At 64.0% G+C, this 25,052-nt stretch carries 29 protein-coding genes; 7 read left to right on the top strand and 22 right to left on the bottom strand.

What is annotated here, in order from left to right:
* Nucleotides 1-26: 26 nt before the first annotated feature.
* Together FZI91_RS14300 and FZI91_RS14295 are read right to left on the bottom strand one after the other, a co-directional pair.
* Complete coding sequence (locus FZI91_RS14300) at nucleotides 27-212, bottom strand: PLD nuclease N-terminal domain-containing protein (protein WP_155939673.1); 186 nt, start codon at nucleotides 210-212, stop codon at nucleotides 27-29.
* Complete coding sequence (locus tag FZI91_RS14295) at nucleotides 209-1,039, bottom strand: acyl-CoA thioesterase II (protein WP_203448859.1); 831 nt, start codon at nucleotides 1,037-1,039, stop codon at nucleotides 209-211. Before FZI91_RS14295 ends, FZI91_RS14300 begins: the two co-directional genes overlap by 4 nt.
* On the opposite strand from FZI91_RS14295, the gene FZI91_RS23705 reads away from it, so the two are divergent.
* Nucleotides 995-1,135, top strand: a complete 141-nt coding sequence (locus FZI91_RS23705; RefSeq protein WP_162526458.1) for a hypothetical protein — start codon at nucleotides 995-997, stop codon at nucleotides 1,133-1,135. The genes FZI91_RS14295 and FZI91_RS23705 overlap by 45 nt on opposite strands.
* Here the strand turns inward: FZI91_RS23705 and pyk are convergent.
* The 10 genes from pyk to FZI91_RS14245 all read right to left on the bottom strand — a co-directional run bounded on the left by pyk (nucleotide 1,132) and on the right by FZI91_RS14245 (nucleotide 10,248).
* On the bottom strand, nucleotides 1,132-2,550 hold the full coding sequence (pyk, locus tag FZI91_RS14290; RefSeq protein WP_162526461.1) for a pyruvate kinase: 1,419 nt from the start codon (nucleotides 2,548-2,550) through the stop codon (nucleotides 1,132-1,134). The genes FZI91_RS23705 and pyk overlap by 4 nt on opposite strands.
* Nucleotides 2,551-2,637: 87 nt before the next feature.
* A complete protein-coding gene (sugE, locus tag FZI91_RS14285) occupies nucleotides 2,638-2,952 on the bottom strand; it encodes a quaternary ammonium compound efflux SMR transporter SugE (protein ID WP_155939672.1) in 315 nt (104 codons plus the stop codon).
* A 107-nt stretch (nucleotides 2,953-3,059) separates the two neighbouring features.
* Nucleotides 3,060-3,431 (bottom strand): NINE protein, encoded by a 372-nt coding sequence (locus FZI91_RS14280; protein ID WP_155939671.1) that lies wholly within the window; start codon nucleotides 3,429-3,431, stop codon nucleotides 3,060-3,062.
* 18 nt (nucleotides 3,432-3,449) lie between these two features.
* Nucleotides 3,450-4,532, bottom strand: coding sequence for a prolipoprotein diacylglyceryl transferase (gene lgt / locus FZI91_RS14275; protein ID WP_309224167.1), 1,083 nt, complete (start codon nucleotides 4,530-4,532; stop codon nucleotides 3,450-3,452).
* Nucleotides 4,529-5,329: a tryptophan synthase subunit alpha gene (gene trpA, locus FZI91_RS14270; protein WP_155939670.1), complete on the bottom strand. Its 801-nt coding sequence runs from the start codon at nucleotides 5,327-5,329 to the stop codon at nucleotides 4,529-4,531. Before trpA ends, lgt begins: the two co-directional genes overlap by 4 nt.
* Entirely contained in the window at nucleotides 5,329-6,585 is a 1,257-nt protein-coding gene (gene trpB, locus FZI91_RS14265; protein ID WP_155939669.1) for a tryptophan synthase subunit beta, read from the bottom strand. Before trpB ends, trpA begins: the two co-directional genes overlap by 1 nt.
* A 39-nt stretch (nucleotides 6,586-6,624) precedes the next feature.
* Nucleotides 6,625-7,443: an indole-3-glycerol phosphate synthase TrpC gene (trpC, locus tag FZI91_RS14260; protein WP_155939668.1), complete on the bottom strand. Its 819-nt coding sequence runs from the start codon at nucleotides 7,441-7,443 to the stop codon at nucleotides 6,625-6,627.
* A gap of 120 nt (nucleotides 7,444-7,563) precedes the next feature.
* A complete protein-coding gene (locus tag FZI91_RS14255; RefSeq protein WP_155939667.1) occupies nucleotides 7,564-8,157 on the bottom strand; it encodes a TIGR02234 family membrane protein in 594 nt (197 codons plus the stop codon).
* The gene (locus FZI91_RS14250; protein ID WP_155939666.1) at nucleotides 8,150-9,685 is read right to left on the bottom strand and encodes an anthranilate synthase component I; all 1,536 of its coding nucleotides are present in this window, start codon (nucleotides 9,683-9,685) and stop codon (nucleotides 8,150-8,152) included. The genes FZI91_RS14255 and FZI91_RS14250 overlap by 8 nt, the downstream gene beginning before the upstream one ends.
* 71 nt (nucleotides 9,686-9,756) lie before the next feature.
* Entirely contained in the window at nucleotides 9,757-10,248 is a 492-nt protein-coding gene (locus tag FZI91_RS14245) for a MarR family winged helix-turn-helix transcriptional regulator (RefSeq protein ID WP_155939665.1), read from the bottom strand.
* A gap of 393 nt (nucleotides 10,249-10,641) precedes the next feature.
* Here FZI91_RS14245 and FZI91_RS14240 point away from each other — a divergent pair, with 393 nt between their 5' ends.
* From FZI91_RS14240 to FZI91_RS14225, 4 genes are all read left to right on the top strand, one after another.
* Nucleotides 10,642-11,085 (top strand): MmpS family transport accessory protein, encoded by a 444-nt coding sequence (locus tag FZI91_RS14240; RefSeq protein WP_155939664.1) that lies wholly within the window; start codon nucleotides 10,642-10,644, stop codon nucleotides 11,083-11,085.
* Nucleotides 11,082-13,895, top strand: a complete 2,814-nt coding sequence (locus FZI91_RS14235; protein ID WP_155939663.1) for an RND family transporter — start codon at nucleotides 11,082-11,084, stop codon at nucleotides 13,893-13,895. The genes FZI91_RS14240 and FZI91_RS14235 overlap by 4 nt, the downstream gene beginning before the upstream one ends.
* Before the next feature lie 328 nt (nucleotides 13,896-14,223).
* Nucleotides 14,224-14,652, top strand: a complete 429-nt coding sequence (locus tag FZI91_RS14230; RefSeq protein WP_162526462.1) for an HIT family protein — start codon at nucleotides 14,224-14,226, stop codon at nucleotides 14,650-14,652.
* 10 nt (nucleotides 14,653-14,662) lie between these two features.
* The gene (locus tag FZI91_RS14225; RefSeq protein WP_155939662.1) at nucleotides 14,663-15,121 is read left to right on the top strand and encodes a peroxiredoxin; all 459 of its coding nucleotides are present in this window, start codon (nucleotides 14,663-14,665) and stop codon (nucleotides 15,119-15,121) included.
* Here FZI91_RS14225 and hisI read toward each other — a convergent pair.
* Genes hisI through hisD form a run of 8 tightly spaced genes read right to left on the bottom strand, consistent with a single transcriptional unit; the run spans nucleotide 15,095 to nucleotide 21,491 of the window.
* On the bottom strand, nucleotides 15,095-15,451 hold the full coding sequence (gene hisI / locus FZI91_RS14220; RefSeq protein ID WP_155939661.1) for a phosphoribosyl-AMP cyclohydrolase: 357 nt from the start codon (nucleotides 15,449-15,451) through the stop codon (nucleotides 15,095-15,097). The genes FZI91_RS14225 and hisI overlap by 27 nt on opposite strands.
* Nucleotides 15,448-16,221 (bottom strand): imidazole glycerol phosphate synthase subunit HisF, encoded by a 774-nt coding sequence (gene hisF, locus FZI91_RS14215; RefSeq protein WP_155939660.1) that lies wholly within the window; start codon nucleotides 16,219-16,221, stop codon nucleotides 15,448-15,450. The genes hisI and hisF overlap by 4 nt, the downstream gene beginning before the upstream one ends.
* Nucleotides 16,218-17,033 (bottom strand): inositol monophosphatase, encoded by an 816-nt coding sequence (locus FZI91_RS14210; protein WP_155939659.1) that lies wholly within the window; start codon nucleotides 17,031-17,033, stop codon nucleotides 16,218-16,220. Before FZI91_RS14210 ends, hisF begins: the two co-directional genes overlap by 4 nt.
* 1 nt (nucleotide 17,034) lies before the next feature.
* The gene (gene priA, locus FZI91_RS14205) at nucleotides 17,035-17,766 is read right to left on the bottom strand and encodes a bifunctional 1-(5-phosphoribosyl)-5-((5-phosphoribosylamino)methylideneamino)imidazole-4-carboxamide isomerase/phosphoribosylanthranilate isomerase PriA (RefSeq protein WP_155939658.1); all 732 of its coding nucleotides are present in this window, start codon (nucleotides 17,764-17,766) and stop codon (nucleotides 17,035-17,037) included.
* Nucleotides 17,763-18,413, bottom strand: a complete 651-nt coding sequence (hisH, locus tag FZI91_RS14200) for an imidazole glycerol phosphate synthase subunit HisH (RefSeq protein WP_162526463.1) — start codon at nucleotides 18,411-18,413, stop codon at nucleotides 17,763-17,765. Before hisH ends, priA begins: the two co-directional genes overlap by 4 nt.
* Nucleotides 18,410-19,021, bottom strand: a complete 612-nt coding sequence (gene hisB, locus FZI91_RS14195) for an imidazoleglycerol-phosphate dehydratase HisB (RefSeq protein WP_155939657.1) — start codon at nucleotides 19,019-19,021, stop codon at nucleotides 18,410-18,412. Before hisB ends, hisH begins: the two co-directional genes overlap by 4 nt.
* Nucleotides 19,018-20,145, bottom strand: a complete 1,128-nt coding sequence (locus tag FZI91_RS14190; RefSeq protein ID WP_155939656.1) for a histidinol-phosphate transaminase — start codon at nucleotides 20,143-20,145, stop codon at nucleotides 19,018-19,020. Before FZI91_RS14190 ends, hisB begins: the two co-directional genes overlap by 4 nt.
* The gene (gene hisD / locus FZI91_RS14185) at nucleotides 20,142-21,491 is read right to left on the bottom strand and encodes a histidinol dehydrogenase (RefSeq protein WP_155939655.1); all 1,350 of its coding nucleotides are present in this window, start codon (nucleotides 21,489-21,491) and stop codon (nucleotides 20,142-20,144) included. The genes FZI91_RS14190 and hisD overlap by 4 nt, the downstream gene beginning before the upstream one ends.
* A 143-nt stretch (nucleotides 21,492-21,634) precedes the next feature.
* Between hisD and FZI91_RS14180 the strand changes: the two genes are divergently transcribed.
* Together FZI91_RS14180 and FZI91_RS14175 are read left to right on the top strand one after the other, a co-directional pair.
* Entirely contained in the window at nucleotides 21,635-22,009 is a 375-nt protein-coding gene (locus tag FZI91_RS14180; protein ID WP_155940076.1) for a nitroreductase family deazaflavin-dependent oxidoreductase, read from the top strand.
* A 49-nt stretch (nucleotides 22,010-22,058) separates the two neighbouring features.
* Nucleotides 22,059-22,706: a nitroreductase gene (locus tag FZI91_RS14175; protein ID WP_155939654.1), complete on the top strand. Its 648-nt coding sequence runs from the start codon at nucleotides 22,059-22,061 to the stop codon at nucleotides 22,704-22,706.
* Here FZI91_RS14175 and FZI91_RS14170 read toward each other — a convergent pair.
* A complete protein-coding gene (locus FZI91_RS14170) occupies nucleotides 22,690-23,358 on the bottom strand; it encodes a response regulator (RefSeq protein WP_155939653.1) in 669 nt (222 codons plus the stop codon). The two genes, FZI91_RS14175 and FZI91_RS14170, sit on opposite strands and share 17 nt — an antisense overlap.
* Nucleotides 23,351-25,036: a sensor histidine kinase gene (locus FZI91_RS14165; RefSeq protein ID WP_239001879.1), complete on the bottom strand. Its 1,686-nt coding sequence runs from the start codon at nucleotides 25,034-25,036 to the stop codon at nucleotides 23,351-23,353. Before FZI91_RS14165 ends, FZI91_RS14170 begins: the two co-directional genes overlap by 8 nt.
* Nucleotides 25,037-25,052 lie beyond the last annotated feature (16 nt).

Below are 25,052 nucleotides of genomic sequence, written 5' to 3'. Positions count from 1 at the left end.
ACCTCTATTGCAGGATACTCCCGCAACTACCAACGGTCGGCAGGACCGCTCTTCCCGATGGCAAACCACAAGATCGGTCCGAAGATCGGGAAAACCAGCACGATGACGGCCCACGGCAGCTTCTCGCCATTGGGCTTCGCCGGATCTTGGATGATGGAAATGATGGTGATCACGGTGAGAACCACCACCAGCAGAGAAAGAATGCGAATCATGACCGCCCCGGGAAGTATTTGACAATGCCTTCCTGGATAGTACTGGCCAGCAACCTTCCTTCGCGATCGAAATACCGTCCTGATCCCATGCCGCGCCCTGCCGAGGCAACCGGCGACTCGGTGGCGTAGAGCACCCAGTCATCGAAGCGCAGCGGACGGTGGAACCACACGCTGTGGTTGATGGTGGCGGCGAAGATTCGGTCGTAACCCCAGGACAATCCGTGGGTGGTGATAATCGAATCCAGCACCGTGGTGTCCGAGGAGTAGACCAGTGCGGCACTATGCAGCACCGGGTCGTCGGGCAAGGCCGCGTGCGTCTTCATCCAGACCCGATTATGTTCCAGCCGTTGAGATTTTGCCTTGAGCACCCATGCTGGGTCATTGTCATAGCGCCACTCAATGGGTTTGAGAGCGGCCACGAACATCGGCACGGTTTCCTCATAGCCGACGAGATGCTCGTCGATGGTCGGCAATGTCTCCGGATCGGCGACCGTTGGCGCCGCCGCCGCGTGTTCCAGCCCGGGGGAATCCTTGAGATACGACACCAGGGCCGAGGACAACAACAAGTCGCCCTGGACCGCATCCACTCGGCGATTGGCGAAGCTGCGCTCGTCCCGCAACCGCAGTACCCGGAATTCGATGTCCCGTTCCGGGTCGCCGCCGTTGATGAAATGGGTTGAGATGGCGGCCAGCGAGAGCTTCTCGGGCACGGTACGACCGGAGGCCACCACCGACTGTGCCATCAACTGGCCGCCGAAGGTACGCGGGGGGTTGACCGTGGGATGACCGCCGATGAACAGGTCGGTCTCGGGGTTCTTCAGCTCCAGGAGAGAGAGGAGCTGTTCAAAATCCGCCTGGCCCGATTCTCTTCGCGCAAGCGGCTCATCGATGCTGATGCTGAATCTCCTCGAGTGATCGTCTAGTGGTCGTCCTCGCCGATCCGATGCACGTGGATCAGATTGGTCGAGCCTACTGTTCCCGGAGGAGCGCCCGCGACGATCACCACGAGATCTCCCCGCTGGTAGCGCTCCATCGCTAGCAATGCCGTATCCACCTGTTGGATCATGCCGTCGGTGGTATCCATCACCGGGACGATGAACGTTTCCGTTCCCCACGTGAGCGCCAGCTGGCTACGAACCTCGGGCAGCGGAGTGAACGCCAGCACCGGTAGCGGGGTGTGCAGCCGGGCCAGGCGCCGCACCGTATCCCCGGACTGAGTGAAGGCGACGAGGGCCTTGGCGTTCAGGCGTTCACCGATATCACGGGCGGCATACGAAATGACACCGCGTTTCGTACGCGGCACGTGCGTCAATGGCGGCGCACTCACCGAATGGCTCTCTACCGCCGACACGATGCGGGCCATCGTCCGCACTGCTTCCATGGGGTGCTTGCCGACCGAGGTCTCCCCCGACAACATCACGGCATCCGCGCCATCGAGAACTGCGTTGGCGACGTCGGAGGCCTCGGCACGGGTGGGCCGCGAGTTCTCGATCATCGACTCGAGCATCTGGGTCGCCACGATGACCGGACGGGCGTTCTCTCGCGCGATCTGGATGGCCCGCTTCTGCACGATGGGCACATCTTCGAGCGGCAGCTCGACTCCGAGGTCACCACGGGCGACCATGATCGCGTCGAAGGCCAGCACAATGGCTTCAAGGTTGGCGACGGCCTCGGGCTTCTCCAGCTTGGCGATCACCGGCACGCGCCGTCCGACGCGGTCCATGATGGCGTGCACCAGTTCCACGTCGCTGGGTGAGCGCACGAAAGACAGCGCGATGAGGTCTACCCCGAGTCGCAGCGCGAATTCGAGGTCGGCGATGTCCTTCTCGGACAGCGCGGGCACCGAGACGTTCATCCCCGGCAACGACAAGCCCTTGTTGTTGCTGACGGGGCCGCCCTCGGTGACCCGGCAGACCACGTCGTTGTTCTCGACGGCCTCCACCGTGAGACCTACCTTGCCGTCGTCGACTAGGAGCCGGTCCCCTACGGACGCATCGGCGGCCAACTGCTTGTATGTGGTGGACACCCGGTCCGGGGTGCCCACCACATCGTCGACAGTGATCCTGATCTGCTCGCCCGTCGCCCACACGGTCGAGCCGGTGGCGAACCGGCCGAGCCGGATCTTGGGACCCTGCAGGTCCGCGAGGACACCAACCGCGCGCCCGGAGTCGTCGGATGCCTTGCGCACCCAGCGGTAGTTCTGCTCATGGTCGGCATGCTCACCGTGGCTGAAGTTGAGTCGTGCCACGTCCATGCCGGAATCGACGAGCTCACGCACCAACTCGGCAGAACCGGTCGCAGGGCCAAGAGTGCAAACAATCTTTCCGCGTCTCGTCACGACTTTTGAGCATAGTCGCGGTCACATCTACTCACGAGTCAGTGCGGGCACGATTCACCCATCGGTTACCTTCGCCGGTTTACGTTGTCAGGAAGCCAGTTTCAGACCGATGATGCCGGCGACGATTAGTACCAGGCTGAGCAGTCGCCAGATGTTGGCGGAATCCCCGAACAACACGATGCCCAGGATCGCCGTACCGACAGCGCCCACCCCCACCCAGATCGCATAGGCGGTGCCGACCGGCAGGCTCTTCATCGCGATGCCAAGCAGTCCGAGACTGATGATCATCGATCCGACGGTGCCCACGGTCGGCCACAGTCGAGTGAATCCTTCGGTGTATTTGAGGCCGATAGCCCAACCCACCTCCAGCAGACCCGCAAGGATGAGAAGCAGCCAAACCATGAGAGATACCTCCGAATTTCGGTGAGGCCGTCCCCTGGCGAAGAATTACCGGGCCGTCCCGGTCAACTCCATTCTCGCACACCCTTGGAAGGCGGATCAGTCACCGATCAGTCTCTAAGCTCCCTGCCGTCTTTGTCGCGGACCTTGCCGCCGAAAATCAGAATCGCATCGATGATCGCCCAGATGATTGCCCCCACCGTGAAGGTCGCCAATCCGACCACCAGCTGGATGACGCCGAGCAGGGTTTGCCCTAGGTAGATACGGCCGAATCCCACGAATCCAACCAGGCCTAGGAGTTGCAACAGGCCAGCGACAAGCTTCGATTTATCCGAGTAGGGCTGACCGGTGGCCGGGTTCCGTCCAAACGGGGCGGCAGGATCAACGGGAGGTCCTGCGTACCCGGGCGGCGGCGGGTAAGGGACTCCGGCCGGCGGCACGGGAGGAGGCGTTCCGAAGGGGGGCGGAGTGCTCGCGGTCATTTCTCCACCATGCCAGATCTACGAGAGGGTCGGGGAATCTGTTTCGGGCTTGGCTGGGACCTCGACGGCCTGGTCGGACTCGACGTCGTCGACGTCCTGGTCGGCCTCCATCGCGTCGGCACCCGATTCCACCGCAGCGGTGGGCTGGTCCGTGGCGGCATCGGCGACGTCTTCGGTCGCATTCGCGGTCTCTCCGCGCTCCGGGTCTGTCTCTACCTCCGCCGCCTCTGCCTGATTGCCGGCAAGAGATTCAGGATCCTCACGCCCCTTGGGGGCCAACAGGATGTAGGCGACAGCGCCCAGGAACACCAGCGTCGAGGTGAACGAATTCACGCGGATGCCACCGAATTGGGTCGCGGGGTCCACGCGCATCAGCTCTACGCAGAACCTGCCCACGCAGTACCCGGCCACGTACAACGCGAACAGTCGCCCGTGTCCGATCTTGAAGCGGCGATCCACAAAGATCAGTAGCGCGAAAATGAGGACGTTCCATAGCAATTCGTACAGGAAGGTTGGGTGAACGACTTGTGCCACTTCGCCGGTCGACACGCCGTTGAGATTCAGAATGTCAACCGCGCCGTCAGCGGAGCGCCGGTAGAACAGTTCCAGCCCCCACGGCAACGTGGTGGGTCCACCCGTGAGTTCCTGGTTGAAGTAGTTGCCCAACCGGCCGATTGCCTGGGCCAGCACGATGCCTGGGGCAATCGCGTCGCCGAATGCGGGAAGCGGAATTCCGCGACGGCGACACGCAATCCAGGCTCCGACGCCACCGAGGGCGACGGCGCCCCAGATGCCGAGACCGCCCTCCCAGACCGCAATTGCCTTCGCTATGCCCTTGCCGTGCGGTCCGAAGTAGGTCTGCCAATCGGTCATCACGTGGTAGAGACGCCCGCCGACCAGTCCGAAAGGTACTGCCCACAATGCGATGTCGTAGATGACGCCGCGCTCACCGCCGCGCTCTTCCCATCGCCGATCGCCGATAACCAGCGCGACGATGATGCCCGCGATGATGCACAGTGCATAGGCGCGGATCGGGATTGGCCCCAGATGCCAGACTCCTTGGGGCGGGCTGGGGATGTATGCCAGATTCACGACTGTCACGGTGTGGTTGTGCCCTTCCGGACTCCGACGGCCAATTCTTCAGCCAGGGTACGCACCGCCGCGGTGCCTTGTGGGGCCGCGGCCACTAATGCCGAGCCGACGATGACGCCGTCCGCGTACGCCGCAATCTCGGCGGCCTGCGGACCGGATCGCACGCCCAGGCCGACACCGACCGCGATATCGGAGACTTCGCGCACCCGGCTCACCAATGCCGGGGCCGCGTTCGACACCGCATCGCGCGCACCGGTGACGCCCATCGTGGATGCCGCGTACACGAATCCCCGGCATGCGCCGACGGTCATCTCCAGCCGTTCCGATGTGGAGGACGGCGCGACGAGGAAGACGCGATCCAGGTCGTACGCGTCGGAGGCGGCAATCCAGTCTTCGGCTTCATCCGGGATCAGGTCGGGGGTGATGATGCCGAGGCCTCCGGCGACCGCCAGATCGCGCGCGAAGGCGTCAACCCCATACCGCAGCACCGGGTTCCAATAGGACATGACGACGGCGTGCCCGCCAGCATCGGTGATGGCGCGCACCGTGGTGAAGACATCTGCCACCCGAACGCCGTTGGCGAGCGCGGTTTCCGCGGCCGCCGCGATCATCGGGCCGTCCATCATCGGGTCCGAGTACGCGATGCCCACCTCGACGATGTCGCACCCGCCCTGGACCAGGGTGGTCATGAGTTCGATCGAGGTGTCCAAGTCCGGGTAACCGTTGGGCAGATAGCCGATCAGTGCCGCGCGATCCTCGCTGCGGCACTTGTCGAAGACCTCGGTGAGACGGCCGGGCTGCGTCATCACTTGCCGCCGTTCTTGTCCAACAGGTCGAACCATTTGGCGGCGGTCTCGACATCTTTGTCACCGCGGCCCGACAGGTTCACCACGATGACCTTGCCCTCCCCCAACTCCGCCCCCAGTTTGAGTGCGCCCGCAACGGCGTGCGCCGATTCGATGGCCGGGATGATGCCCTCGGCGCGGGAGAGCAGCAGAAAGGCGTCCATGGCCTCGCTGTCGGTGATAGGCCGGTAGTCGGCTCGTCCGGATTCACGCAGCCAAGCGTGTTCGGGTCCCACCCCCGGGTAATCCAAACCCGCTGAGATCGAATGGGATTCGATGGTCTGGCCGTCTTCGTCCTGCAGTAGGTACGAGTAGGAGCCCTGGAACGCGCCGGGTGTCCCGCCGGTGAAAGTGGCTGCATGCCTACCGGTTTCGACACCGTCACCGGCGGCCTCGTACCCGACCAACCGCACTGCCGAATCGTCGATAAAGGCATGGAACAGACCGATCGCATTGGATCCGCCGCCGACGCAGGCGACGACCGCATCCGGCAACCTGCCCACCTGATCCAGCACCTGGACCCGCGCCTCCATGCCGATGATGCGCTGGAAATCGCGCACCATCACCGGGAAGGGGTGGGGGCCAGCGGCGGTACCGAAGCAGTAGTAGGTGTTGTGCGCATTGGTCACCCAGTCGCGCATGGCATCGTTGATGGCGTCCTTGAGGGTCTTCGACCCCGACTCCACCGACACGACGGTCGATCCCAGCAGTCGCATGCGGGCGACGTTGAGCGCCTGCCGCGCGGTATCGACGGCGCCCATATAGATCACGCATTCGATGCCCAGCAGCGCGCACGCGGTGGCGGTGGCGACTCCGTGCTGTCCCGCACCGGTTTCGGCAATGACCCGGGTCTTGCCCATTTGCTTGGCCAGGAGAACCTGACCGAGGACGTTGTTGATTTTGTGAGAACCGGTGTGGTTCAGATCTTCTCGTTTGAGCAGAATGCGTGCGCCACCGGCGTGGGCGCTGAGCCGTTCGGCCTCGTATAACGGTGATGGACGGCCCACATAGTGCGTCTGCAGCCGGTCAAGCTCATCGAGAAAGGAGCGATCGGATCTGACCTTCTCGTAAGCGGCGGTGACTTCTTCGATGACCGCCATGAGTGCCTCGGCAACGTAGCGGCCGCCATACGGGCCGAAATGTCCGCGGGCATCTGGTTCATGCGCGGTGGACTCGGCGACGGCAGCGCTCATCTGCGGTAGGCCGGTGTTCTTCATGATTGATGAGACGCTTGCGCGAGGACCTTCGGGCATCGTCTAGCGAGCCGGTTTGGGGCAGGACGGATGCGTACCCGCCGTCACCAAATCCGCGACGGCACTCCGGGGATCACCACTGGTGACCAGTCCCTCGCCAACCAGTACCGCGTCGGCCCCGGCGCCGGCGTACGCCAGCAGGTCGGCGGTTCCACGGATACCGGATTCGGCGATTCGGATCACGCCGCTGGGCAGTCCTGGCGCGATCCGGGAGAAGCAATCCCGATCGATCTCAAGAGTTTTCAGGTCACGCGCATTGACACCGATGACCGATGCACCGGCGGACAGCGCGCGATCGGCCTCTTCCTCGGTGTGCACTTCCACCAGCGCGGTCATGCCCAGTGACTCGGTGCGATCAAGCAGCGATACCAACGCGGTCTGTTCGAGCGCCGCGACGATCAGCAGGATGAGGTCTGCACCGTGCGCGCGCGCCTCGTGAATCTGATACGGGCCCACCACAAAGTCCTTGCGCAACACCGGAACTGAAACCGCGGCGCGCACCGAGTCGAGGTCGTCGAGGCTGCCGTTGAATCGGCGCCCCTCGGTGAGCACGCTGATGATCCGCGCTCCCCCGTCCTCGTACGCCTTCGCAAGCTTGGCGGGATCACTGATATCGGCGAGCGCACCACGCGACGGGCTCGCCCTCTTGACTTCGGCGATCACCGCGATGCCCGGTTCGCGCAGGGCAGCCATCACATCGAGCGGTTTGGGTGCCGCTTTAGCGGCCGCTTTGACGCTGGCGAGATCCACAATGGCTTCGCGGGCCGCGACATCAGCGCGCACACCATCGAGGATCGAATCGAGTACGGTTCCCGAACTCATGACCTCGACGATTCCCTTCTTGCGGCGCCCCCGCGCCTACGCATTCGAACTTCTCAGAAGGGTAGCCGTTCACGGGCTACACACATAAACCGGGTCAGGTAGGGCTCGAATGGGAGCTGACTAGGCCTCAGTAGGGCCGGCGGTGGGGTCGTGCCCGCCGTCCAGGCTGTCCCACATCACCCGCTCGCTCTGGCTCGTATCTGCGCTTTCAGAGCGTCTGGCGGCGGGGTTCTGGTACTTGGTGGCGACGGCTCCGCGTGCGGCGCGCAGCAGCGACATGGCGGCCACTACCGCCACCACTGCGGCGAGAACCGCGGCCGTCGCGCCGCCGGAGAGCCTATCGGCGCCCACCAGAGTGGATATCGGTATGTGCGTGACGTCCGCGGCACGCGGTCCGACGTCGCGGACCGCCCAGAGGCTGACGCCTAGGTAGGCCGCGCCGGCACCGATGACCGCCACTAGAACAGCCAAGATCCGTAAGGCCCAGCCGCGGATCGCGAGGGTGGCGATGGCGGACGCGATCAACGCCACCGCCAGCGGAACCAGGGCCGCCGACCAGTCGGCACCGGACACCAGGATCGTGCGGGGGTCACCAAGACCGTCGAAGGAGCGCACACGCACCCAGGTGAACTTCGAGGCCGCCCACAGCGCAGCCGCCGCGATCACGAGCAACCCGGCACCCGTAAGTAGTTTTCTGCGAGCGGGGTTAGACATCCGCAGCGCCGGTGAGGGTTTCGGCAGCGGCGATGGCATTGAGCACGGCGGTGGCCTTGTTCCGGGCCTCGTTGAACTCGTACTCTCCGGTGGAGTCGGCTACCACACCACCGCCGGCCTGAACATAGGCGCGACCGCCCTTGAACAGTGCCGTGCGGATCGCGATGGCGAAATCGGCGTTCCCGGCGAAGTCCAGGTAACCGAGCACTCCCCCGTACAGTCCCCGCCGGGTGAGTTCGACCTCTTCGATGAGTTCCATGGCGCGCACCTTCGGGGCCCCCGACAGCGTTCCGGCCGGGAAGCACGCGGTAATCGCGTCCAGCGCCGTCTTGCCGCCGGCAAGCGACCCGGAAACGGTAGACACCAGGTGCATCACGTGGCTGTAGCGCTCGATGTGGCTGTAATCGCTGACCTTCACGGTGCCCGGGGTACAGACCCGTCCGAGATCGTTGCGGCCGAGGTCGACCAGCATTAGGTGCTCCGAGAGTTCCTTCTCGTCGTTGAGTAGATCCTTGGCGAGCAGGCTGTCTTCCTCGTCAGTCGCCCCGCGCCAGCGGGTGCCCGCGATGGGATGGGTAGTGGCCACCCCGTCCTTGACGGTGACCAGCGCCTCCGGGCTCGATCCGACGATCGAAAAGGCCGTTCCACCATCGGAGTCCGGCGCATGCAGCAGGTACATGTACGGGCTGGGGTTGGTGACGCGCAGGATGCGGTAGACGTCGAGCGGGTCGACATCGGTCTCCATTTCGAAGCGCATGCTCGGCACCACCTGGAATGCCTCACCGGCCTCGATATCGCCGACCAGCTTGTCGACTATCGCGCTGTACTCCTGGACGGTGCGCTGGTTGCTGTACGTCGGTTTCGGACGGTCGAAGTGGGCGACCGCGGAGGGCAGCGGCTGGCTCAACGCCGCGGTCATCACTTCCAGCCGCGCCACGGCGTCGTCGTACGCCTCTGCAACCCGCTGCGGGGTGTCGTCCCAGTTGACGGCGTTGGCGATGAGCGTGATGGTGCCCTCGTGGTGATCAACGGCCGCCATATCGGTGGCGAGCAGCAGCAGCAGATCCGGCAGCCCGAGGTCATCGGTGGTCGTCTCGGGCAGCCGCTCCAGGCGTCGCACGATGTCGTACGCCAGGAAGCCGACCATCCCGCCGGACAGCGGCGGCAGATCCGTGAGCGACTCGCCGGCCAGCAGATCCATGGTGGCCCGCAGCGCAGCGAGAGGGTCGCCGCCGACTGGGGCGCCCTCCGGCGTCGCGCCCAGCCAGGCGGCTTGCCCGTCGCGGACGGTCAACGCCGACGGCGATCCGGCACCGATGAACGACCAGCGCGACCACGAGCGACCGTTCTCCGCCGATTCCAGCAGGAAGGTGCCCGGACGGTTGGCGCCCAACTTCCGGTACGCAGAGAGTGGGGTCTCGCTGTCTGCCAGGACTTTTCGCGTGACCGGCACCACCCGATGGATCGCCGCCAGGGCGTTGAACTGTTCCCTGGTTGTCGTGGCGGCGCCGCTGACGGTGCTATGCATGGCTGCCATTCTCCCAGACACACGCCAGCCGATTTGGCTATACCACCAGCAGCGGGGTGCCGACCGCGCGCCTAACCCTCATACGCCTTCAGGGCCTCGACAAGTCGCTTCAAACTCGCCACCACCGAGTCCCGCTCGTCCCCAAGCCCGGCAAGCGCCGCACTTTCCACACTCAACTTTTCGGGGAAGGACTCATCGACGACTCTGCGCCCGCTGGCGGTCATGCTGATGATGGCGGCCCGCCGGTCGTTGGCGTTCGCCTCCCGACGGACGTATCCGCGTTCTTCGAGCCGACGCAGCGTCCTGCTTATCCATGCCTGCGACACGCCGAGCTCTTCCGCGATGTGGCGTGCGATCACGGGACCCTTGCGGTGGCGCAGCACGACAAGAATGTCGTGTTCGGGCTCTGCGATGGGGATTGACGCATTGAGGGGCTCGACGACCCTCGCGAGCAGGCCCGATGCCCGCTTCAACAAGCCGATCATCTCCATCGAGGAGGTGTCGAGGTCCGGCCGGTGCTGCGTCCAGTCTCGTACGGTAATCGAGCTCTCGTGGACGGCCATTGTGCCCCTTCTTCGACCCTCTCGCACCGAGGGATACCAGGTAAAACGCGTGCTGGCCTCAGGCTATCGGACCTTTGACGCTGTCACCGAGAGCTCGGCCGTATCCCACGGCCGGAGCCGGCGCAGCTTAGCCGAATTCGCCGCCACTCCCCCTGAGATGAGGATCTCATTCGAGAGATAGACACCTAATACATAACTTGTATAGTATCTGTCACGCATAAGCTGCGATGTAGCCAGCGCATCCACGGGCGTCCGACGCAGATCGGGTATCGAGCTTGCGTACGTCATCGCTGACGACCATGTTTTCGCAGCACCTTCGGTGTGGCGACATGAACCGACTCCTCAACCCGCACGTGCGGGACGAGTGGGCCTAGAACATCGAAAGGTGTCGCTATGAGCGTTTCCAGGAGCCGTCGCGTGGTCAACAAGATCTGGTTGCCCACGCTGACCGTGGTTGTGCTGCTCACGGCGGGACTTGCTATCAAATTCGCGCACGGGATCTTCGGCTCGCAGGACATGACCCGCAGCCCCGGGGGCAATTTCGCCGTCGTGCAATTCAATCCCAAGAACATCGTGTACGAGGTGTTCGGTGACTACGGCGGCTGGGCGCGGGTGAGCTACTGGGACACCAACAACAGACCGGTCGACGTCCAGCCCACCGCATTGCCCTGGACGCACACCGAGACAACCGTCCTGACCACCGCGACGGGTGACATCACGGCGCAGGTGGCAGGCCAGAATGTCGGCTGCCGCATCACGGTGGACGGATTGGTCCGTTCAGAGCACACGGCAACCGGCGAGCACGCCGGCGTCTGGTGCCAGGTGCTGTCCGCATGAGCACGCACGCGGCCCGAAAGCCATTCTTCGCGAAGGCAATTCGCACGTTTTCCCCGCTGGTGATCCTGGCCTGGCTCGCACTGGCCGTCCTGGTCAACGTCATCGTCCCGCAGCTGGAGCCCGTGACCGACGCCAATCAGGGTCCGCTGGTGCCGCTGGACGCACCGTCGTCCACCGCACTGATACATATCGGCGAATCGTTCAAAGAATCCGATAGCAACAGCCTGGTGATGGTGATTCTCGAGGGTGACCACAAGCTGAACGACGCCGATCACAAGTTCTACGACGTGCTGGCGAGCAAGCTGGAGAACGACAAGAAGCACGTCCAGTACGTCATGAACCTCTGGGGTCAGGGCACGACTGCCGCGGGTGTGCAGAGCGCCGACGGAATGGCGGCATACACGCTCGTGCGCGTTGCCGGCGACCAGGGCTCGACGGTCTCCGATGACTCGATCCGAGCCGTGCGCGAGTTGATCTCCGAGGTTCAACCACCCCAGGGCCTCAAGGTTTACGTTTCCGGCTCCGCACCGCTGTCCTCGGACATGCTCAAAGTGGGCAACGAAAGCATGATCACGATGATGTACGTGACGATCGCCATCATCGCGGTGATGCTGCTGATCGTCTACCGGTCGATCTCCACAGCATTGCTGACGCTGCTCGTGGTCATGGTCGAGCTGACGTGCGGTCGCGGCGTCGTGGCGTTCCTGGCCTATCACAAGCTGATTGGCATCTCCGTCTTCGCGTCCAACATCCTCGTTGCGCTGATCCTCGGCGCCGGAACCGACTATGCGATCTTCCTGATCGGCCGGTATCAAGAGGCCCGTCATGCGGGCGAGGACCGCGAGGCGGCCTATTACTCGGCTGTCCGGGGCGTATCCCACGTCATCCTGGGATCGGGCCTGGCGATCGCCGGCGCGACATTCTGCCTTCAGTTCACCCGCCTCAACTACTTCAACACGATGGGGATCCCGTGCGCGGTAGCAACGCTCATGGCTGTCGCGGCATCCCTCACATTCGGGCCGGCCGTGCTGGCATTGGGCAGTCGCTTCGGCGCCTTCGAGCCGAAAGTCAAAGCAAGCGCGGGCATTTGGCGAAAGGTCGGCACGGTGGTCGTACGCTGGCCCGGTCGCATCCTGGTGGTAAGCAGCGTCGTGGTGCTCATAGGGTCGATCACCCTTCCGACCTATCGGCCGAACTACAATGACCGGATATACGTGTCGGCAGATACTCCCGCCAATCAGGGATATGCGGCCGCGGATCGACACTTCCCAGTAAGCAAGCTCAACAGCGACATGTTGATGGTCGAATCCGATCACGACATGCGCAATTCGACGGACATGATCGCACTGGACAAGGTGGCGCGCGAGGTGTTTCACACCCCCGGCGTCGCGATGATCCAAAGTGTCACCAGACCATTGGGCACGCCGTTGGAGCATTCATCGTTCACCTACACGATGGGGACGATGGGAACCAAGATCAACGAATTGATCCCGTTCCTCACCGATCTCACCGACCGATTCACCCAGATGGCCGATATCACCGATCGAATGGCCACCCTGATGCGCCAACAGCAGGAACTCACCGGCCAGCAGGCCGGTGCGGCACGTATTTCCGTCAAGGGCGCGCAGGAGATGAAGGACACCACCGTCGCCATGCGCGACACACTGGCCAATTTCGACGACCAGTTCCGGCCGCTGCGAAACTACTTCTACTGGGAGCCGCACTGCGCCGACATCCCGATGTGCTGGGCGCTGAGGTCACTGTTCGACATGACCGATCAGGTCGACTCGATGACCGATGCGGCGGACGACACCCTCAAGGCAGCGCTCATACAGGACGCGGTCACACCGCAGCTTGTCGATGTGATCGGTAAGAGCGCCGCCGAATTGGACAACATGAGGAAGGTGGTGCTGACCGAGCAGAGCACCATGCGGCCGATGCTGACCCAGATGAAGGAGTTGGGCCGCCAAATGATGGATCTCGGGTACGCCTTCGACAGTTCCAAGAACGATGAGTTCTTCTATTTGCCGCCGGAGGCCTTCGACAATCCGTACTTCCAGATCGACCTCAAATACTTCATCTCGCCGGACGGCAAATCGGCCCGCTACATGATTTACCACGATGGCGAGGCACTCAGCCCCGAAGGCGTAGCCCAAGCAAAGGCCTATCTGCCTGCCGCCAAGGAGGCGCTCAAGGGCACGACGCTGGCCGGGTCACGGGTCTATTTGGGAGGTGCGGCGGCGACGTACTGGGACATCCAGGACGCCACCAAGATTGATCTGTTGATCGCTGCCATCGCGGCATTCGCCTTGATTTTCCTGGTGATGCTACTGATCACCAGGAGCGTGGTGGCGGCGCTCGTCATCGTCGGCACCGTCGCGTTCTCCTACTCCGGAGCATTCGGCTTATCGGTGTTGGTCTGGCAGCACTTCCTAGGCATACCGCTGAGCTGGCTGAACCTGCCCATCACCTTCATCATCCTGGTGGCGGTCGGATCGGACTACAACCTTCTGCTGATCTCCCGCTACCTCGAGGAAAGCAAGGCCGGACTCAACACCGGCCTGATCAGAGCGGTGGCCAACTCCGGCAAGGTGGTCACCACCGCGGGCATCGTGTTCGCGACCACGATGATGGCGATGCTCTCCAGTGACCTGCTGTCCGTGGGCCAGTTGGGCTCCATCATCGGACTTGGTCTACTGCTCGACACGCTCATCGTGCGTTCGTTCATCACTCCGGCGATAGCTCGGCTGCTCGGGCCGCTGTTCTGGTGGCCGCGACTGATCCGGTCCCGCCCGCTACCCGCCCGCTGATGTATCGGCACGCCCGGGATCGCATATGAGTCTCGGGCGTGCCCGGCCGTTGTGACGACGGGCCGGCCCGGGAACCCGCACTGCAGCTCCCGGCACTCGGGTGTTCGCATGAGGAAGATCGCCGAGAGTGCCGCGGAAACATAGCGCGCCAGCGCAATTCGCAGTGAAACTCCCACACCGCACCGCCGGGCAGAAACACCGTCACGTTCGTCGATGGCACGTCGCACCTCATCATGTCGAGCCGATATGCGGGCCTGTTCGGCCACATCTCACGAGTCTCATGCTATGGAATGTATGTTCGACAGATCAATGCCTTTAGCGTAGGGCCGTGGCCGATGACTGCTTGTTTTGCGGAATCGTTTCCGGTGCAGTACCCGGTGTACGCGTCGCTGAGGACGCCAAAACGTACGCCTTCATGGATATCAACCCCGGCTCAGACGGACACCTCCTGGTGGTTCCGAAGCAGCACAGCAAGGATCTGCTCGAGATACCGACCGATGATCTGAGCGCCGTCACGTTGACCGCCCAGCGGATAGCCAAAGCAGTCGTTACTGAACTCGGGGCCGATGGAGTGAACCTCCTGAACTGCTGCGGCGCGCACGCATGGCAGACGGAGTTTCATTTTCACCTCCACGTGATTCCCCGGTATGTCAACAAGACCAAAGACCGGCTGGGACTGCCGTGGGCACCCGGTGTCCGTGGTGACATGCAGACAATCACCGCCCTGGGAAACCGACTGTCTCACGCCCTGGCGTAGCGTGCGACTCATGAAACCTGGTGATCGTGTCGCCGACTTCGAACTTCCGGACCAGACCGGAACCACTCGCAGCCTCTCCACGCTCCTGGCTGACGGACCGGTCGTGCTGTTTTTCTACCCGGCGGCCAACACCCCCGGCTGCACTGCCGAGGCTTGCCATTTCCGTGATCTGGCAAGCGAATTCAAGGAAGTGGGCGCCGCCCGCGTCGGTATCAGCGTCGACTCGGTGGAGAAGCAGGCCGACTTCGCCGACAAGCGCAAGTTTGACTACCCGCTGCTCTCGGATACCGGCGGCAAGGTCTCAAGTGCATTCGGCGTCAAGCGCGGACTACTGGGCAAGCTGGCTCCGGTCAAGCGGACCACGTTCATCATCGACACCGACAAGACGGTCCTCGAGGTGTTCTCCAGCGAGCTCAACATGAACGCGCATGCGGACAAGGCGCTAGAGTTCCTCCGCGCGCGCAAGTAACTCATCGCGATCGAAGCAACTGTGCGCCCCAGTGTGGCAGGCCGGCCCGGTCTGTTCGACTTCGAGGACGAGCGTGTCACCGTCGCAATCCAGCCGCACCGAGTGCACGTATTGGGTGTGGCCCGACGTCTCACCCTTGACCCATAGGCGCTGACGCGACCGCGAGAAGTAGGTGCCGCGCCGCGTCGCCAGGGTCTGCGCCAAGGCTTCGTCATTCATCCACGCCACCATCAGGACCGTGCCGGTGCCGTGTTCCTGCACCACGGCCGTCACCAGGCCGGCGGCGTCACGCTTCAATCGGCTGGCGATCGCCGGATCCAGCTCGGTCATCGCACCGTGATCCCTGCTGCCGCCATGGCCGCCTTCACCTGGCCGATGGTGAGTTCCCGGAAGTGAAAGACACTGGCCGCCAACACCGCATCCGCACCGGCCTGCACGGCGGGCGCGAAATGTTCGATGGCGCCGGCTCCGCCGCTGGCGATGACGGGCACGTCCACCGCCGCGCGGGCGGCCGCGATCATCGGAAGGTCGAATCCGGCCTTGGTGCCGTCGGCGTCCATGGAGTTAAGCAAGATCTCCCCTACCCCCAACTCTGCACCGCGCTGGGTCCATTCGATCGCGTCGATGCCGGTGCCCTTGCGCCCGCCGTGGGTGGTGACTTCCCATCCGGACGCGGTGGGCGCATCGGATTCACGGACCCGGCGCGCGTCGACGCTCAGCACGATGCACTGCGATCCGAACCGCTGTGCCAGCTCGGCCAGCAGGTCCGGGCGTGCAATAGCCGCGGTGTTGACGCCCACCTTGTCGGCCCCGGCCCGCAGCAGCACGTCTACGTCTTCCACCGCGCGCACGCCGCCACCGACGGTCAGTGGAATGAAGACCTGCTCAGCGGTCCGGCGCACCACATCCAGCATGGTGGCCCGGCCCGACGAGGATGCGGTGACGTCAAGGAAGGTGAGTTCGTCCACGCCCTCGGCGTCGTACGCGGCGGCCAATTCGACCGGATCGCCAGCGTCACGCAGGTTTTCGAAGTTCACACCCTTAACCACGCGACCGTCGTCGACGTCAAGGCAGGCGATGACACGGGTGGCAACACTCATCGGTAGTCCTCCGGATCCCCGACCTCGGCCAGCACTTCCAGGATCTGTTCATGCACGCCGGGCGCCGCCACCAGCAACGACGGCGAATCGGGCGTCCAGGGATCACCACGCAGATCGGTCGCGTGCCCGCCCGCCGACTGCACCAACGCGATACCGGCGGCATGATCCCACACGTGCGCACCGAAACTCACTGCACCGCCCAGTATTCCGCCTGCGGTGAACGCCAAGTCGATACCGGTGCTCCCGTGCATCCGCAGCCGGGAGGTGATCCGGCTCAGCTTCTCCAGGACGGTCAGCCGGTAGCGGCCCGGCACGCGTCCCTTCCAGTCGACGTTGAAGGTGCCCAAACCGACGGCGACATCGGCCAGATCGGTTACTGGCAACGGGGGCATCGCAACGCCGTTGCGCAGTAACGGGCCCCCAGTAACGGCGGTGTACTTCTCCCGCATGAAGGGCAGCCAGGTCAAGCCGGCGACCGGTACTCCGTCCAGGAGCAGCCCCAAGAGGATCGCGGCCATGGGGGAACCCGCCGCGTAGTTCACGGTGCCGTCGATGGGGTCCACCACCCACACCAGCCCGGAATCCACGGCCGGGCCGCCGAATTCCTCACCGTGCACGGCGATCCCGGTGCGCTCGGTAAGTGCCTCGACCACCATCCGTTCGATGGCCAGATCCTCTTCGGTGGCGAAATCCTTGCCGCCTTTGAACACCACGCCATCGGCGCCGTGTCCGGCCACAAAGCGCTGCGCCGCCACGTCCAGGATCGTGGACGCCTCTGAAACTAGCGCTACCAGCTCCGCGGTTGTGGGCATGTCAGGAAACGGCAGCCAATGCGTCGGGCAAAGTGAAACGGCCTGCGTAGAGAGCCTTTCCGACGATCGCACCCTCAATGCCTGCGCCGGTCAACTCCGCGATGGCACGCAGATCGTCCAGGCTCGACACTCCCCCGGAGGCGATGACGGGAGCATTCGCGACGCCCGCGACCTGCGCCAGCAGTTCCAGGTTCGGGCCGGTGAGAGTGCCGTCCTTCGTCACGTCGGTGACGACGTAACGCGTACACCCTTGGGAACGCAGCCGTTCCAGTACCTCCCACAGGTCGCCGCCGTCGCTGACCCAGCCGCGACCGCGCAGACGGTGCTCACCGTCGATGATCTCCACATCGAGGCCGACGGCCACCCGCTCGCCGTGCCGGGCGATCGCCGAGGCACACCAATCGGGATCCTCCAGCGCAGCGGTGCCGAGATTGACTCGGGCGCAACCGGTTGCGAGCGCAGCCGTCAGCGAATCGTCATCTCGGATGCCGCCGGAAAGCTCCACCTTGACATCGAGTTCACCAACCACCTGCGCGAGCAGCTCGCGATTGGAACCGCGACCGAAGGCCGCGTCCAGATCCACCAGGTGCACCCATTCGGCACCGTCGTTCTGCCACGTCAGCGCCGCATCTCGCGGTGAGCCATAAGTGGTTTCGCTGCCTGCCTTGCCCTGCACGAGGCGGACCGCCTGCCCATCGGCGACGTCAACCGCCGGTAATAGAACGAGACTCAAGAGATTCCCTTCACCCAATTGCTCAACAACACGGCCCCCGCATCGCCACTCTTCTCCGGATGGAACTGGGTGGCCGCCAGTGGCCCATTCTCCACCGCGGCGATGAACGGCACATGATGGGTCGCCCAGGTCACCAATGGCTTGGCGATTGGTGACTCGCTGGGCGTTTCCAGCTCCCACTTCTGCACCGCATATGAGTGCACAAAGTAGAAGCGTGTATCGGCGTCCAGCCCGGCGAACAGCGTTGACCCCGGCGCGGAATCGACGGTGTTCCAACCCATATGCGGGATCACCGGGGCGTCGAGGCGGCTGACCACACCTGGCCATTGACCGCAGCCCTCGGTGTCGACGCCGAATTCGACTCCGTGACTGAACAAGATCTGCATGCCCACGCACACACCCAGCACTGGGCGTCCGCCGGACAGCCGCACGTCGATGATGCGCTCACCGTCGATCCTTCGTAGGCCCTCCATGCAGGCCGCGAAAGCACCCACTCCGGGGACCACCAAGCCGTCGGCATTGAGCGCCGCCTCGGCGTCGGCGGTTACCGTGACCTCGGCGCCGACCCGCTCCAGTGCCCGTTGAGCCGACCGGAGGTTGCCCGAACCGTAGTCGAGAACAACGACTTTTGGACCGCCACCGGTCACAGGCTGCCCTTCGTTGACGGCACCCCGGTCACCCGGGGGTCCGGCTCGACAGCCTGGCGCAGCGCCCTGGCCACGGCCTTGTACTGGGCTTCGGTGATGTGGTGCGGGTCGCGACCGTACAGGGTGCGTACATGCAGTGCGATCCGCGCATTGAGAGCCAGCGACTCAAACACGTGCGCGTTGATGACAGTGTGATAGGGCACCGAACTGCCGGCAATCGTCGTGTGCAGCAGGTGCTCCGGCTCTCCGGTGTGAACACAGTACGGACGGCCCGAGACATCGACTGCGGCGTGGGCGAGGGTCTCATCCATGGGAATGAACGCATCACCGAACCGGCGAATGCCCTTCTTGTCCCCCAGTGCCTCGGCAAGTGCCTGCCCCAGGGTGATGGCGGTGTCCTCCACTGTGTGGTGTGCCTCGATCTCGGTGTCACCCTTGGCAGTTATCGTCAGATCGAAACTGGCATGCGTGCCCAGGGCATTGAGCATGTGGTCGAAGAACGGCACGCCGGTGTCGATGTGCACCTGTCCGGTGCCGTCCAGGTTCAGTTCCACCACGATGTCGGACTCACGGGTGGCCCGAGCCACCCGTGCAATGCGATCACTCATGACTCTCCTTCGAGATCCGTCGCAGCCAGGCTCTCGCTGACTTTCAAGAACATGTCATTCTCACTCGCCAACCCGATGGTGACGCGCAGATATCCAGGGATGCCGACATCCCGGATCAGTACTCCGGCATCCAGATACCGCTGCCAGCTCGCCACCGAATCAGCGAACCGGCCGAATAGGATAAAGTTGGCGTCACTGGGTATCACTCGAAATCCACTGGCAGACAATGCCTTTGATACACGAATGCGTTCCGCAACCAACGTCGCAACACTGCCGAGTGTCTCCGCACGGTGTTTGATTGCGGCGCGGGCAGCGGCCTGAGTGAGCACCGACAGGTGATACGGCAGCCGCACCAACAGCAGCGCGTCAATAACCGCCGGCGCGGCCACTAGATATCCGAGCCGTCCACCCGCGAACGCGAAGGCCTTACTCATGGTGCGGCTGACGATCAGCTTCGTCGGGAACTCGTCGACCAGGCTGATCCCGCTGGCGGCCGCCGAGAATTCGCCATAGGCCTCGTCCAGGATCACCACTCCCGGCGCCACATCAAGGATCCGACGCAGATCCTCCAGCGGAACCGATTGCCCCGTCGGATTGTTGGGACTCGTCACGAAAATGACGTCGGGACGGCGATTACGGACCGCCGCGACGGCAGCCTCCACGTCCAGCGAGAAGTCGTCCAAACGCTGGGCCTGCATCCATTCGGTCTGCGTGCCGTCGGAGATGATGGGGTGCATCGAATAGGAGGGTGTGAACCCCAACGCGGTGCGCCCGGGCCCACCGAATGCTTGCAGCAGCTGCTGCAGCACCTCATTAGAACCGTTTGCCGCCCACACGTTCTCCGCGACGACGGGCACACCCGACTGCTCCGTCAGGTACGCGGCCAGATCGGTGCGCAAGGCCACCGCGTCCCGATCCGGGTATCGGTGCAGCTCCGCGGCCACCTCACGAACGGCCGCGGCCACATCGTTAACGAGACCCGCCGAGGGCTCGTGTGGGTTCTCGTTGGTATTCAGCCGCACCGGGACGGTCAATTGCGGTGCACCATAAGGGCTCTTACCGCGCAGGCCGTCCCGCAGTGGCAGATCCTCAAGCCGGGCCGAACCGCCGATCGGATTGCTCATGATCGCTCGAACCTGCGTCGGACCGCCTCCCCGTGCGCGGGCAGGTTCTCGGCGTTGGCGAGGGTGATCACGTGTCCGGACACCTCTTTGAGAGCCGACTCGGTGTAGTCCACGATGTGGATTCCGCGCAGGAATGTCTGCACGGACAGCCCGCTGGAGTGCCGCGCACATCCCGCGGTGGGCAGCACGTGGTTGGACCCGGCGCAGTAGTCACCCAGACTCACCGGTGACCACGGGCCCAGGAAGATCGCGCCGGCACTGCGCACACGCGCCGCGACCGGCACCGGGTCGGCCGTCTGAATTTCTAAGTGCTCGGCCGCATAGGCGTTCACGACCTTGAGTCCCGCGGTGAGATCATCGACGAGGACAATCCCGGACTGAGTGCCGGTCAACGCGGCGGTGACCCTGTCGACATGGACGGTTGTTTTCAATTGTGCTGCAGTCTCTTTCACCACTGCGTCGGCCAACGCCTCGCTCGTGGTGACGAGCACGCTGGCGGCCAGCACGTCATGTTCAGCCTGGCTGATCAAGTCGGCGGCCACATGCACCGGATCGGCCGTCTCATCGGCGAGGATCGCGATCTCGGTGGGACCGGCCTCGGCATCGATGCCCACCAGCGAGCGGCACATCCGCTTTGCCGCAGTCACGTAGATATTGCCGGGCCCGGTGATCATGTCCACCGGGGCGAGCTCGGCGCCATCCGTATCGGTACCGCCGTGCGCCAACAGCGCGACACCCTGCGCACCGCCGACAGCCCAGATCTCCTCCACGCCCAAGAGCTTCGCGGCCGCAAGAATCGTCGGGTGGGGCAGCCCGCCGAACTGGGCCTGGGGCGGAGACGCAATAGCGAGCGATCCCACCCCGGCCGTCTGCGCCGGGACGACGTTCATGATCACGCTCGACGGGTAGACGGCATTGCCACCCGGGACGTACAAACCCACCCGCTCGACGGGCACCCACCGCTCGGTGACGGTGGCACCGTCCGCTACGGAGGTCACGGTGTCCTGACGACGCTGGTCTGCGTGCACGATGCGCGCCCGCAGAATGGCTACCTCAAGCGCATCACGGACCGCGGGATCCAATTCGACGAGGGCGCGATCCAGCTCGGCCGCGGGAACCCGCACCGTCTGGGGCCGGACGCCGTCGAACTGGGCGCAGAATTCCAGTGCGGCCTCCGCGCCGCGGTCCCGGACGGCTTCCACGACGGGCCGCACCGTGGGCAGTACTGCATCCACGTCGGTCCCGCCGCGCGGGAGCGCAGAGCGCAGATGGGCCGGGGACAAGCTCGCACCACGCATGTCGATACGGCGAAGCAGACCTGGTGCGGCGTCATTCACATTTGCCATTGTCCCAGAGCTGTTCAAGGCCATTTACCGCGCAGTCTCCGGTTGCGTGTGACGCCAGTCTCATTAGACTCGCGTCTATTAGATCCCCTTGTTACGCGAAGATCGGAAATCCCATGTCAGCAAATGATCGGCCCGGCGTGCCCATGCTCATGCCCGATTGGCTCGAGCGAGTTCAGATCAAGTACATGAACCCCCTGATGGCACCCATTGCGCGCTTTTTGCCGTCATTCGCAACGGTGACGCACTACGGCCGCACGTCGGGTGCCAAGTACGAGACGACCGTCAACGCGTTTCGCAAGGGCGGCGCCATCTCGATAGGTCTGATCCATGGCAAAACCAACTGGACCAAGAACGTGATCGCCGCCGGCGGCGCCGACATCACGCTGTTCCGCGGCAAGCAGATCCACGTGATCAACCCACGCATCGTGGAACAGGGCCAGGGCGATCCGTCGCTGACCAGATCAACGCGCCAGGTGAACAAGCTCGCGGGCGTCTTCGTCGCCGATATCGCGGAGTAGTTATTCATCAGGTGTTGAAATTATGGGCCGATGGTGCCCATACTGATGCGTGACTGATTTCGACCAGCTGGTCCGCGACCGTTCCTCGATCCGCGACTTCTTGCCGACGCCGGTTCCCCGAGACGTTTTGGTATCTGCACTGGAGACCGCTCAGCGCGCGCCGTCCAACTCGAATATCCAGCCGTGGCGGGTTGTCATCGCGGAGGGAGCAACACGGGAGCGCCTCGTCGAGTCCCTGGTGACATGCGTGCAGACCAACGGCCTGGGCCGCATGGAACTACCCGAGGAGTACAACGCCCATCGGTTCGCGGTGGGCGTCCAGGTCTACGGCGCACTCGGCGTCCGGCGCGACGACCCCGAGACGCGTTTCGAGGCTGGTCTACGAAACTTTAGATTCTTCGGCGCACCCACCGCGGCCATCGTCGGCGTGGACTCGCGCCTGGGCCTTGCCGATGTTGCCGGCGTGGGAATGTATCTGCAGACTCTTGCCCTGGCGTTGCAGTCGCACGGGATCGGTTCCTGCATGCAGGTAGCTCCTGCCATGTTTCCCGAAGCGATCCGCCCGGTGCTCAACCTGCCGGAGAGTCTGAACCTGGTCTGCGCAGTATCGATCGGCTATGCGAACCCCGACGCACCGGTCAATTCGGTACGCGCACCGCGCGACCCGGTCAGTGAGAACGTCACGTTCCTGGAATGAGGAACTCTTGCTCGGGGCGCCCGGTGGTTCCGTACCGCAAGCGCATCTCCAACTCCGAGTTACCCACCAGCGAGGCGAGATAGCGTTGCGCCGTTGCGCGGGAGATGCCCACCGTTACCGCCACTTCCGCAGAAGACATGGGTGCGGACGCATCTCGGACGGCCCGCATGATGGTCTGCTTGGTCGGCGACGTAGCAACCGCCTGGCGTGTCGCACTCACGACCGGCCGCAAGGAATCCAATGCGGCGTCCACCTCGGCGGTGCTGAGCCCGTCGCCGCGAAGTATCTTGCGGTAGCGCGCGTATGCGGTCAGTCGGGACACCAAGGCAACATTCACGAAAGGCTTCACCAAATAGCTGACCGCACCGGCAGCCAATGCCTGCCGGATAACCTTTCCGTCCGCCGCCGCCGATAGGACCATTGCGTCGCAACGCAATTCGCGAATGAAGTCGATCCCGGAACCATCGGGTAGATACACATCGACCAACGCCAGATCGATGTTCGTCGATGCCGACGCGTCACGCGCCACACCCAGGCTGTTCGCGGTCGCCGCCACGGTGAAACCCGGTACCGCCTCAACAATTCCGGCGTGCAAGTTGGCCACCCGGAAGTCGTCATCGACGATCAGAACCAAAAGGTCGGGTTCACTCATCGGGCTTGTTCCCTTCATCTTCCGCCATCACCGTCGGCATCCGCGCGATGAATTCCGCTCCCCGCAGCCCCGGCGCTGCCTCCGACACCGCAGACAACCAGACGTCGCCGCCAAGACCACGAGCGACTTGACGAGCCAACGCCAGACCCACTCCTCGGCCACCCGGAACCCCGCCGACTTCCTTGGTCGAGACGCCTTCTGCGAAAAGCGTTTCGGTCATGGATTCGCCGATACCGTCGCCACTGTCGGCGACAGTGATATGCAGTGTCGTGCCGTCCTGCACCAGCCCGACCTCAACCCGCCGCTGAGGATCTACACCGGTGCGCGCCGCGTCGATGGCGTTGTCGATCAGGTTTCCTAATACCGTCGTGACGTCCACCAGATGCACGAGAGCACCTGATACCCAGGTGTTATCCCCCACTACCAGCGTGACGCCCGCCTCTCGCGCATTGGCCATCTTCGCCGCGACGAAGGCCTGCACATACGGATCACGAAGTGTCTCGATCTCCGGGAGCGCAGCCCCAAGCGGGCCGGTGCCAAGCAGCTCGTCCAGATAGTGCGCGGCCTCGCGGTTCCGGTTTCCGTGTACCAACCCACTCAACAGATGCAGGCGATTCGCGAATTCATGGCGTTGCGCCCGCAGCACAGTACTCATCGACTGCACCGCATCGAGCTGTCGGGTCAATGACTCAACATCTGTTCGATCGCGCACGGTGAGCACCGCGCCCAACGCACGCCCGTCGCGGGTCACCGGGCGTGCGGTCGCCACCACGACTCGCTCACCCACCGTCGCCAGCACCGGCACCGCCGACATCTCGCGAAGCACCGACAGAACCCTTGGGGTCAGGCCAATGCCGTCGACCGGCCGCCCCGCCACTTCGCCCAAACCCAGCAGCCGCCCGGCTTCACCGTTGACGACGGTGGTCTTTCCCTCGGCATCGATCGCCAGCACGCCCTCCCCGATTCCATGCAGGACGGCGGCCTGTTGGCGCACCAGCTCCGCCAGTTCATCGGGCTCCAGCCCAAGGGTGAGGTTGCGCCACCGACGAGCAAGCAGCACCGAGCCCGCGATTCCGAACAAGAACGCCACCCCTACAACCCATCCCGCAACCCACAGGTCAGAGATCAGACGCTCGCGCACCGCCGCTATCGAGACTCCGACGCTAACCTCGCCGACCACGTTCGATGAATCAGGTTGCTGTACTGGAACTTTGGCACGCACCGAGTCGCCCAGCGTGCCTCTTTCCTCTACGACCACATCGCGTCCGGCCAATGCGTCAGACGGGCTGGTACTCACCGGGTGCCCGAGTCTCTCCTCGGTGGGATGGGCCAATCGGACGCCATGTTCATCGGTGATAACCACGAACAAAGCATCACTGCGCTGCTGCACCGCGGTAGCGACGTGTTGCAACTGCCCGTCCGCAAGTTGGTCGGTTAAGCCGGCGCCCGGGGTGAGGGTGCCGCGGGCGTACTCGGCCACCCTGGCACGCACTTCCGGCATGGCCGCGACCGTTCGTGCGATCGCCAGCGCTCGCTGTCCATGTTCCGAGGAAAGCCGCCGATCACCCACCACAGCCAGGACGCCGAAAGCGACACCCAGCGCGAGGAACACAACCGCAACCTGCAAGAGGAGCACCTGGGTGCGCAGTCGCAGCGCAGCACGCTTCCCGGAGCCCATGAGCCAGAGCCTAAGC

The organism is Mycobacteroides sp. CBMA 271, assembly GCF_009729205.1.
Taxonomy (GTDB): Bacteria; Actinomycetota; Actinomycetes; order Mycobacteriales; family Mycobacteriaceae; genus Mycobacterium.
Note: the sequence above shows the minus strand (reverse complement) of the source record. Positions and strands in the feature narration are given on the sequence as shown.

Excerpts from the sequence above, each read along its gene's own strand:
- FZI91_RS14300 (WP_155939673.1), bottom strand. The coding sequence starts at position 212 with ATGATTCGCATTCTTTCTCTGCTGGTGGTGGTTCTCACCGTGATCACC.
- FZI91_RS23705 (WP_162526458.1), top strand. The coding sequence starts at position 995 with ATGACCGCCGATGAACAGGTCGGTCTCGGGGTTCTTCAGCTCCAGGAG.
- sugE (WP_155939672.1), bottom strand. The coding sequence starts at position 2,952 with ATGGTTTGGCTGCTTCTCATCCTTGCGGGTCTGCTGGAGGTGGGTTGG.
- FZI91_RS14280 (WP_155939671.1), bottom strand. The coding sequence starts at position 3,431 with ATGACCGCGAGCACTCCGCCCCCCTTCGGAACGCCTCCTCCCGTGCCG.
- trpA (WP_155939670.1), bottom strand. The coding sequence starts at position 5,329 with ATGACGCAGCCCGGCCGTCTCACCGAGGTCTTCGACAAGTGCCGCAGC.
- trpB (WP_155939669.1), bottom strand. The coding sequence starts at position 6,585 with ATGAAGAACACCGGCCTACCGCAGATGAGCGCTGCCGTCGCCGAGTCC.
- trpC (WP_155939668.1), bottom strand. The coding sequence starts at position 7,443 with ATGAGTTCGGGAACCGTACTCGATTCGATCCTCGATGGTGTGCGCGCT.
- FZI91_RS14255 (WP_155939667.1), bottom strand. The coding sequence starts at position 8,157 with ATGTCTAACCCCGCTCGCAGAAAACTACTTACGGGTGCCGGGTTGCTC.
- FZI91_RS14250 (WP_155939666.1), bottom strand. The coding sequence starts at position 9,685 with ATGCATAGCACCGTCAGCGGCGCCGCCACGACAACCAGGGAACAGTTC.
- FZI91_RS14245 (WP_155939665.1), bottom strand. The coding sequence starts at position 10,248 with ATGGCCGTCCACGAGAGCTCGATTACCGTACGAGACTGGACGCAGCAC.
- FZI91_RS14240 (WP_155939664.1), top strand. The coding sequence starts at position 10,642 with ATGAGCGTTTCCAGGAGCCGTCGCGTGGTCAACAAGATCTGGTTGCCC.
- FZI91_RS14235 (WP_155939663.1), top strand. The coding sequence starts at position 11,082 with ATGAGCACGCACGCGGCCCGAAAGCCATTCTTCGCGAAGGCAATTCGC.
- FZI91_RS14225 (WP_155939662.1), top strand. The coding sequence starts at position 14,663 with ATGAAACCTGGTGATCGTGTCGCCGACTTCGAACTTCCGGACCAGACC.
- hisI (WP_155939661.1), bottom strand. The coding sequence starts at position 15,451 with ATGACCGAGCTGGATCCGGCGATCGCCAGCCGATTGAAGCGTGACGCC.
- hisF (WP_155939660.1), bottom strand. The coding sequence starts at position 16,221 with ATGAGTGTTGCCACCCGTGTCATCGCCTGCCTTGACGTCGACGACGGT.
- FZI91_RS14210 (WP_155939659.1), bottom strand. The coding sequence starts at position 17,033 with ATGCCCACAACCGCGGAGCTGGTAGCGCTAGTTTCAGAGGCGTCCACG.
- hisB (WP_155939657.1), bottom strand. The coding sequence starts at position 19,021 with ATGAGTGATCGCATTGCACGGGTGGCTCGGGCCACCCGTGAGTCCGAC.
- FZI91_RS14190 (WP_155939656.1), bottom strand. The coding sequence starts at position 20,145 with ATGAGCAATCCGATCGGCGGTTCGGCCCGGCTTGAGGATCTGCCACTG.
- hisD (WP_155939655.1), bottom strand. The coding sequence starts at position 21,491 with ATGGCAAATGTGAATGACGCCGCACCAGGTCTGCTTCGCCGTATCGAC.
- FZI91_RS14180 (WP_155940076.1), top strand. The coding sequence starts at position 21,635 with ATGCTCATGCCCGATTGGCTCGAGCGAGTTCAGATCAAGTACATGAAC.
- FZI91_RS14170 (WP_155939653.1), bottom strand. The coding sequence starts at position 23,358 with ATGAGTGAACCCGACCTTTTGGTTCTGATCGTCGATGACGACTTCCGG.
- FZI91_RS14165 (WP_239001879.1), bottom strand. The coding sequence starts at position 25,036 with ATGGGCTCCGGGAAGCGTGCTGCGCTGCGACTGCGCACCCAGGTGCTC.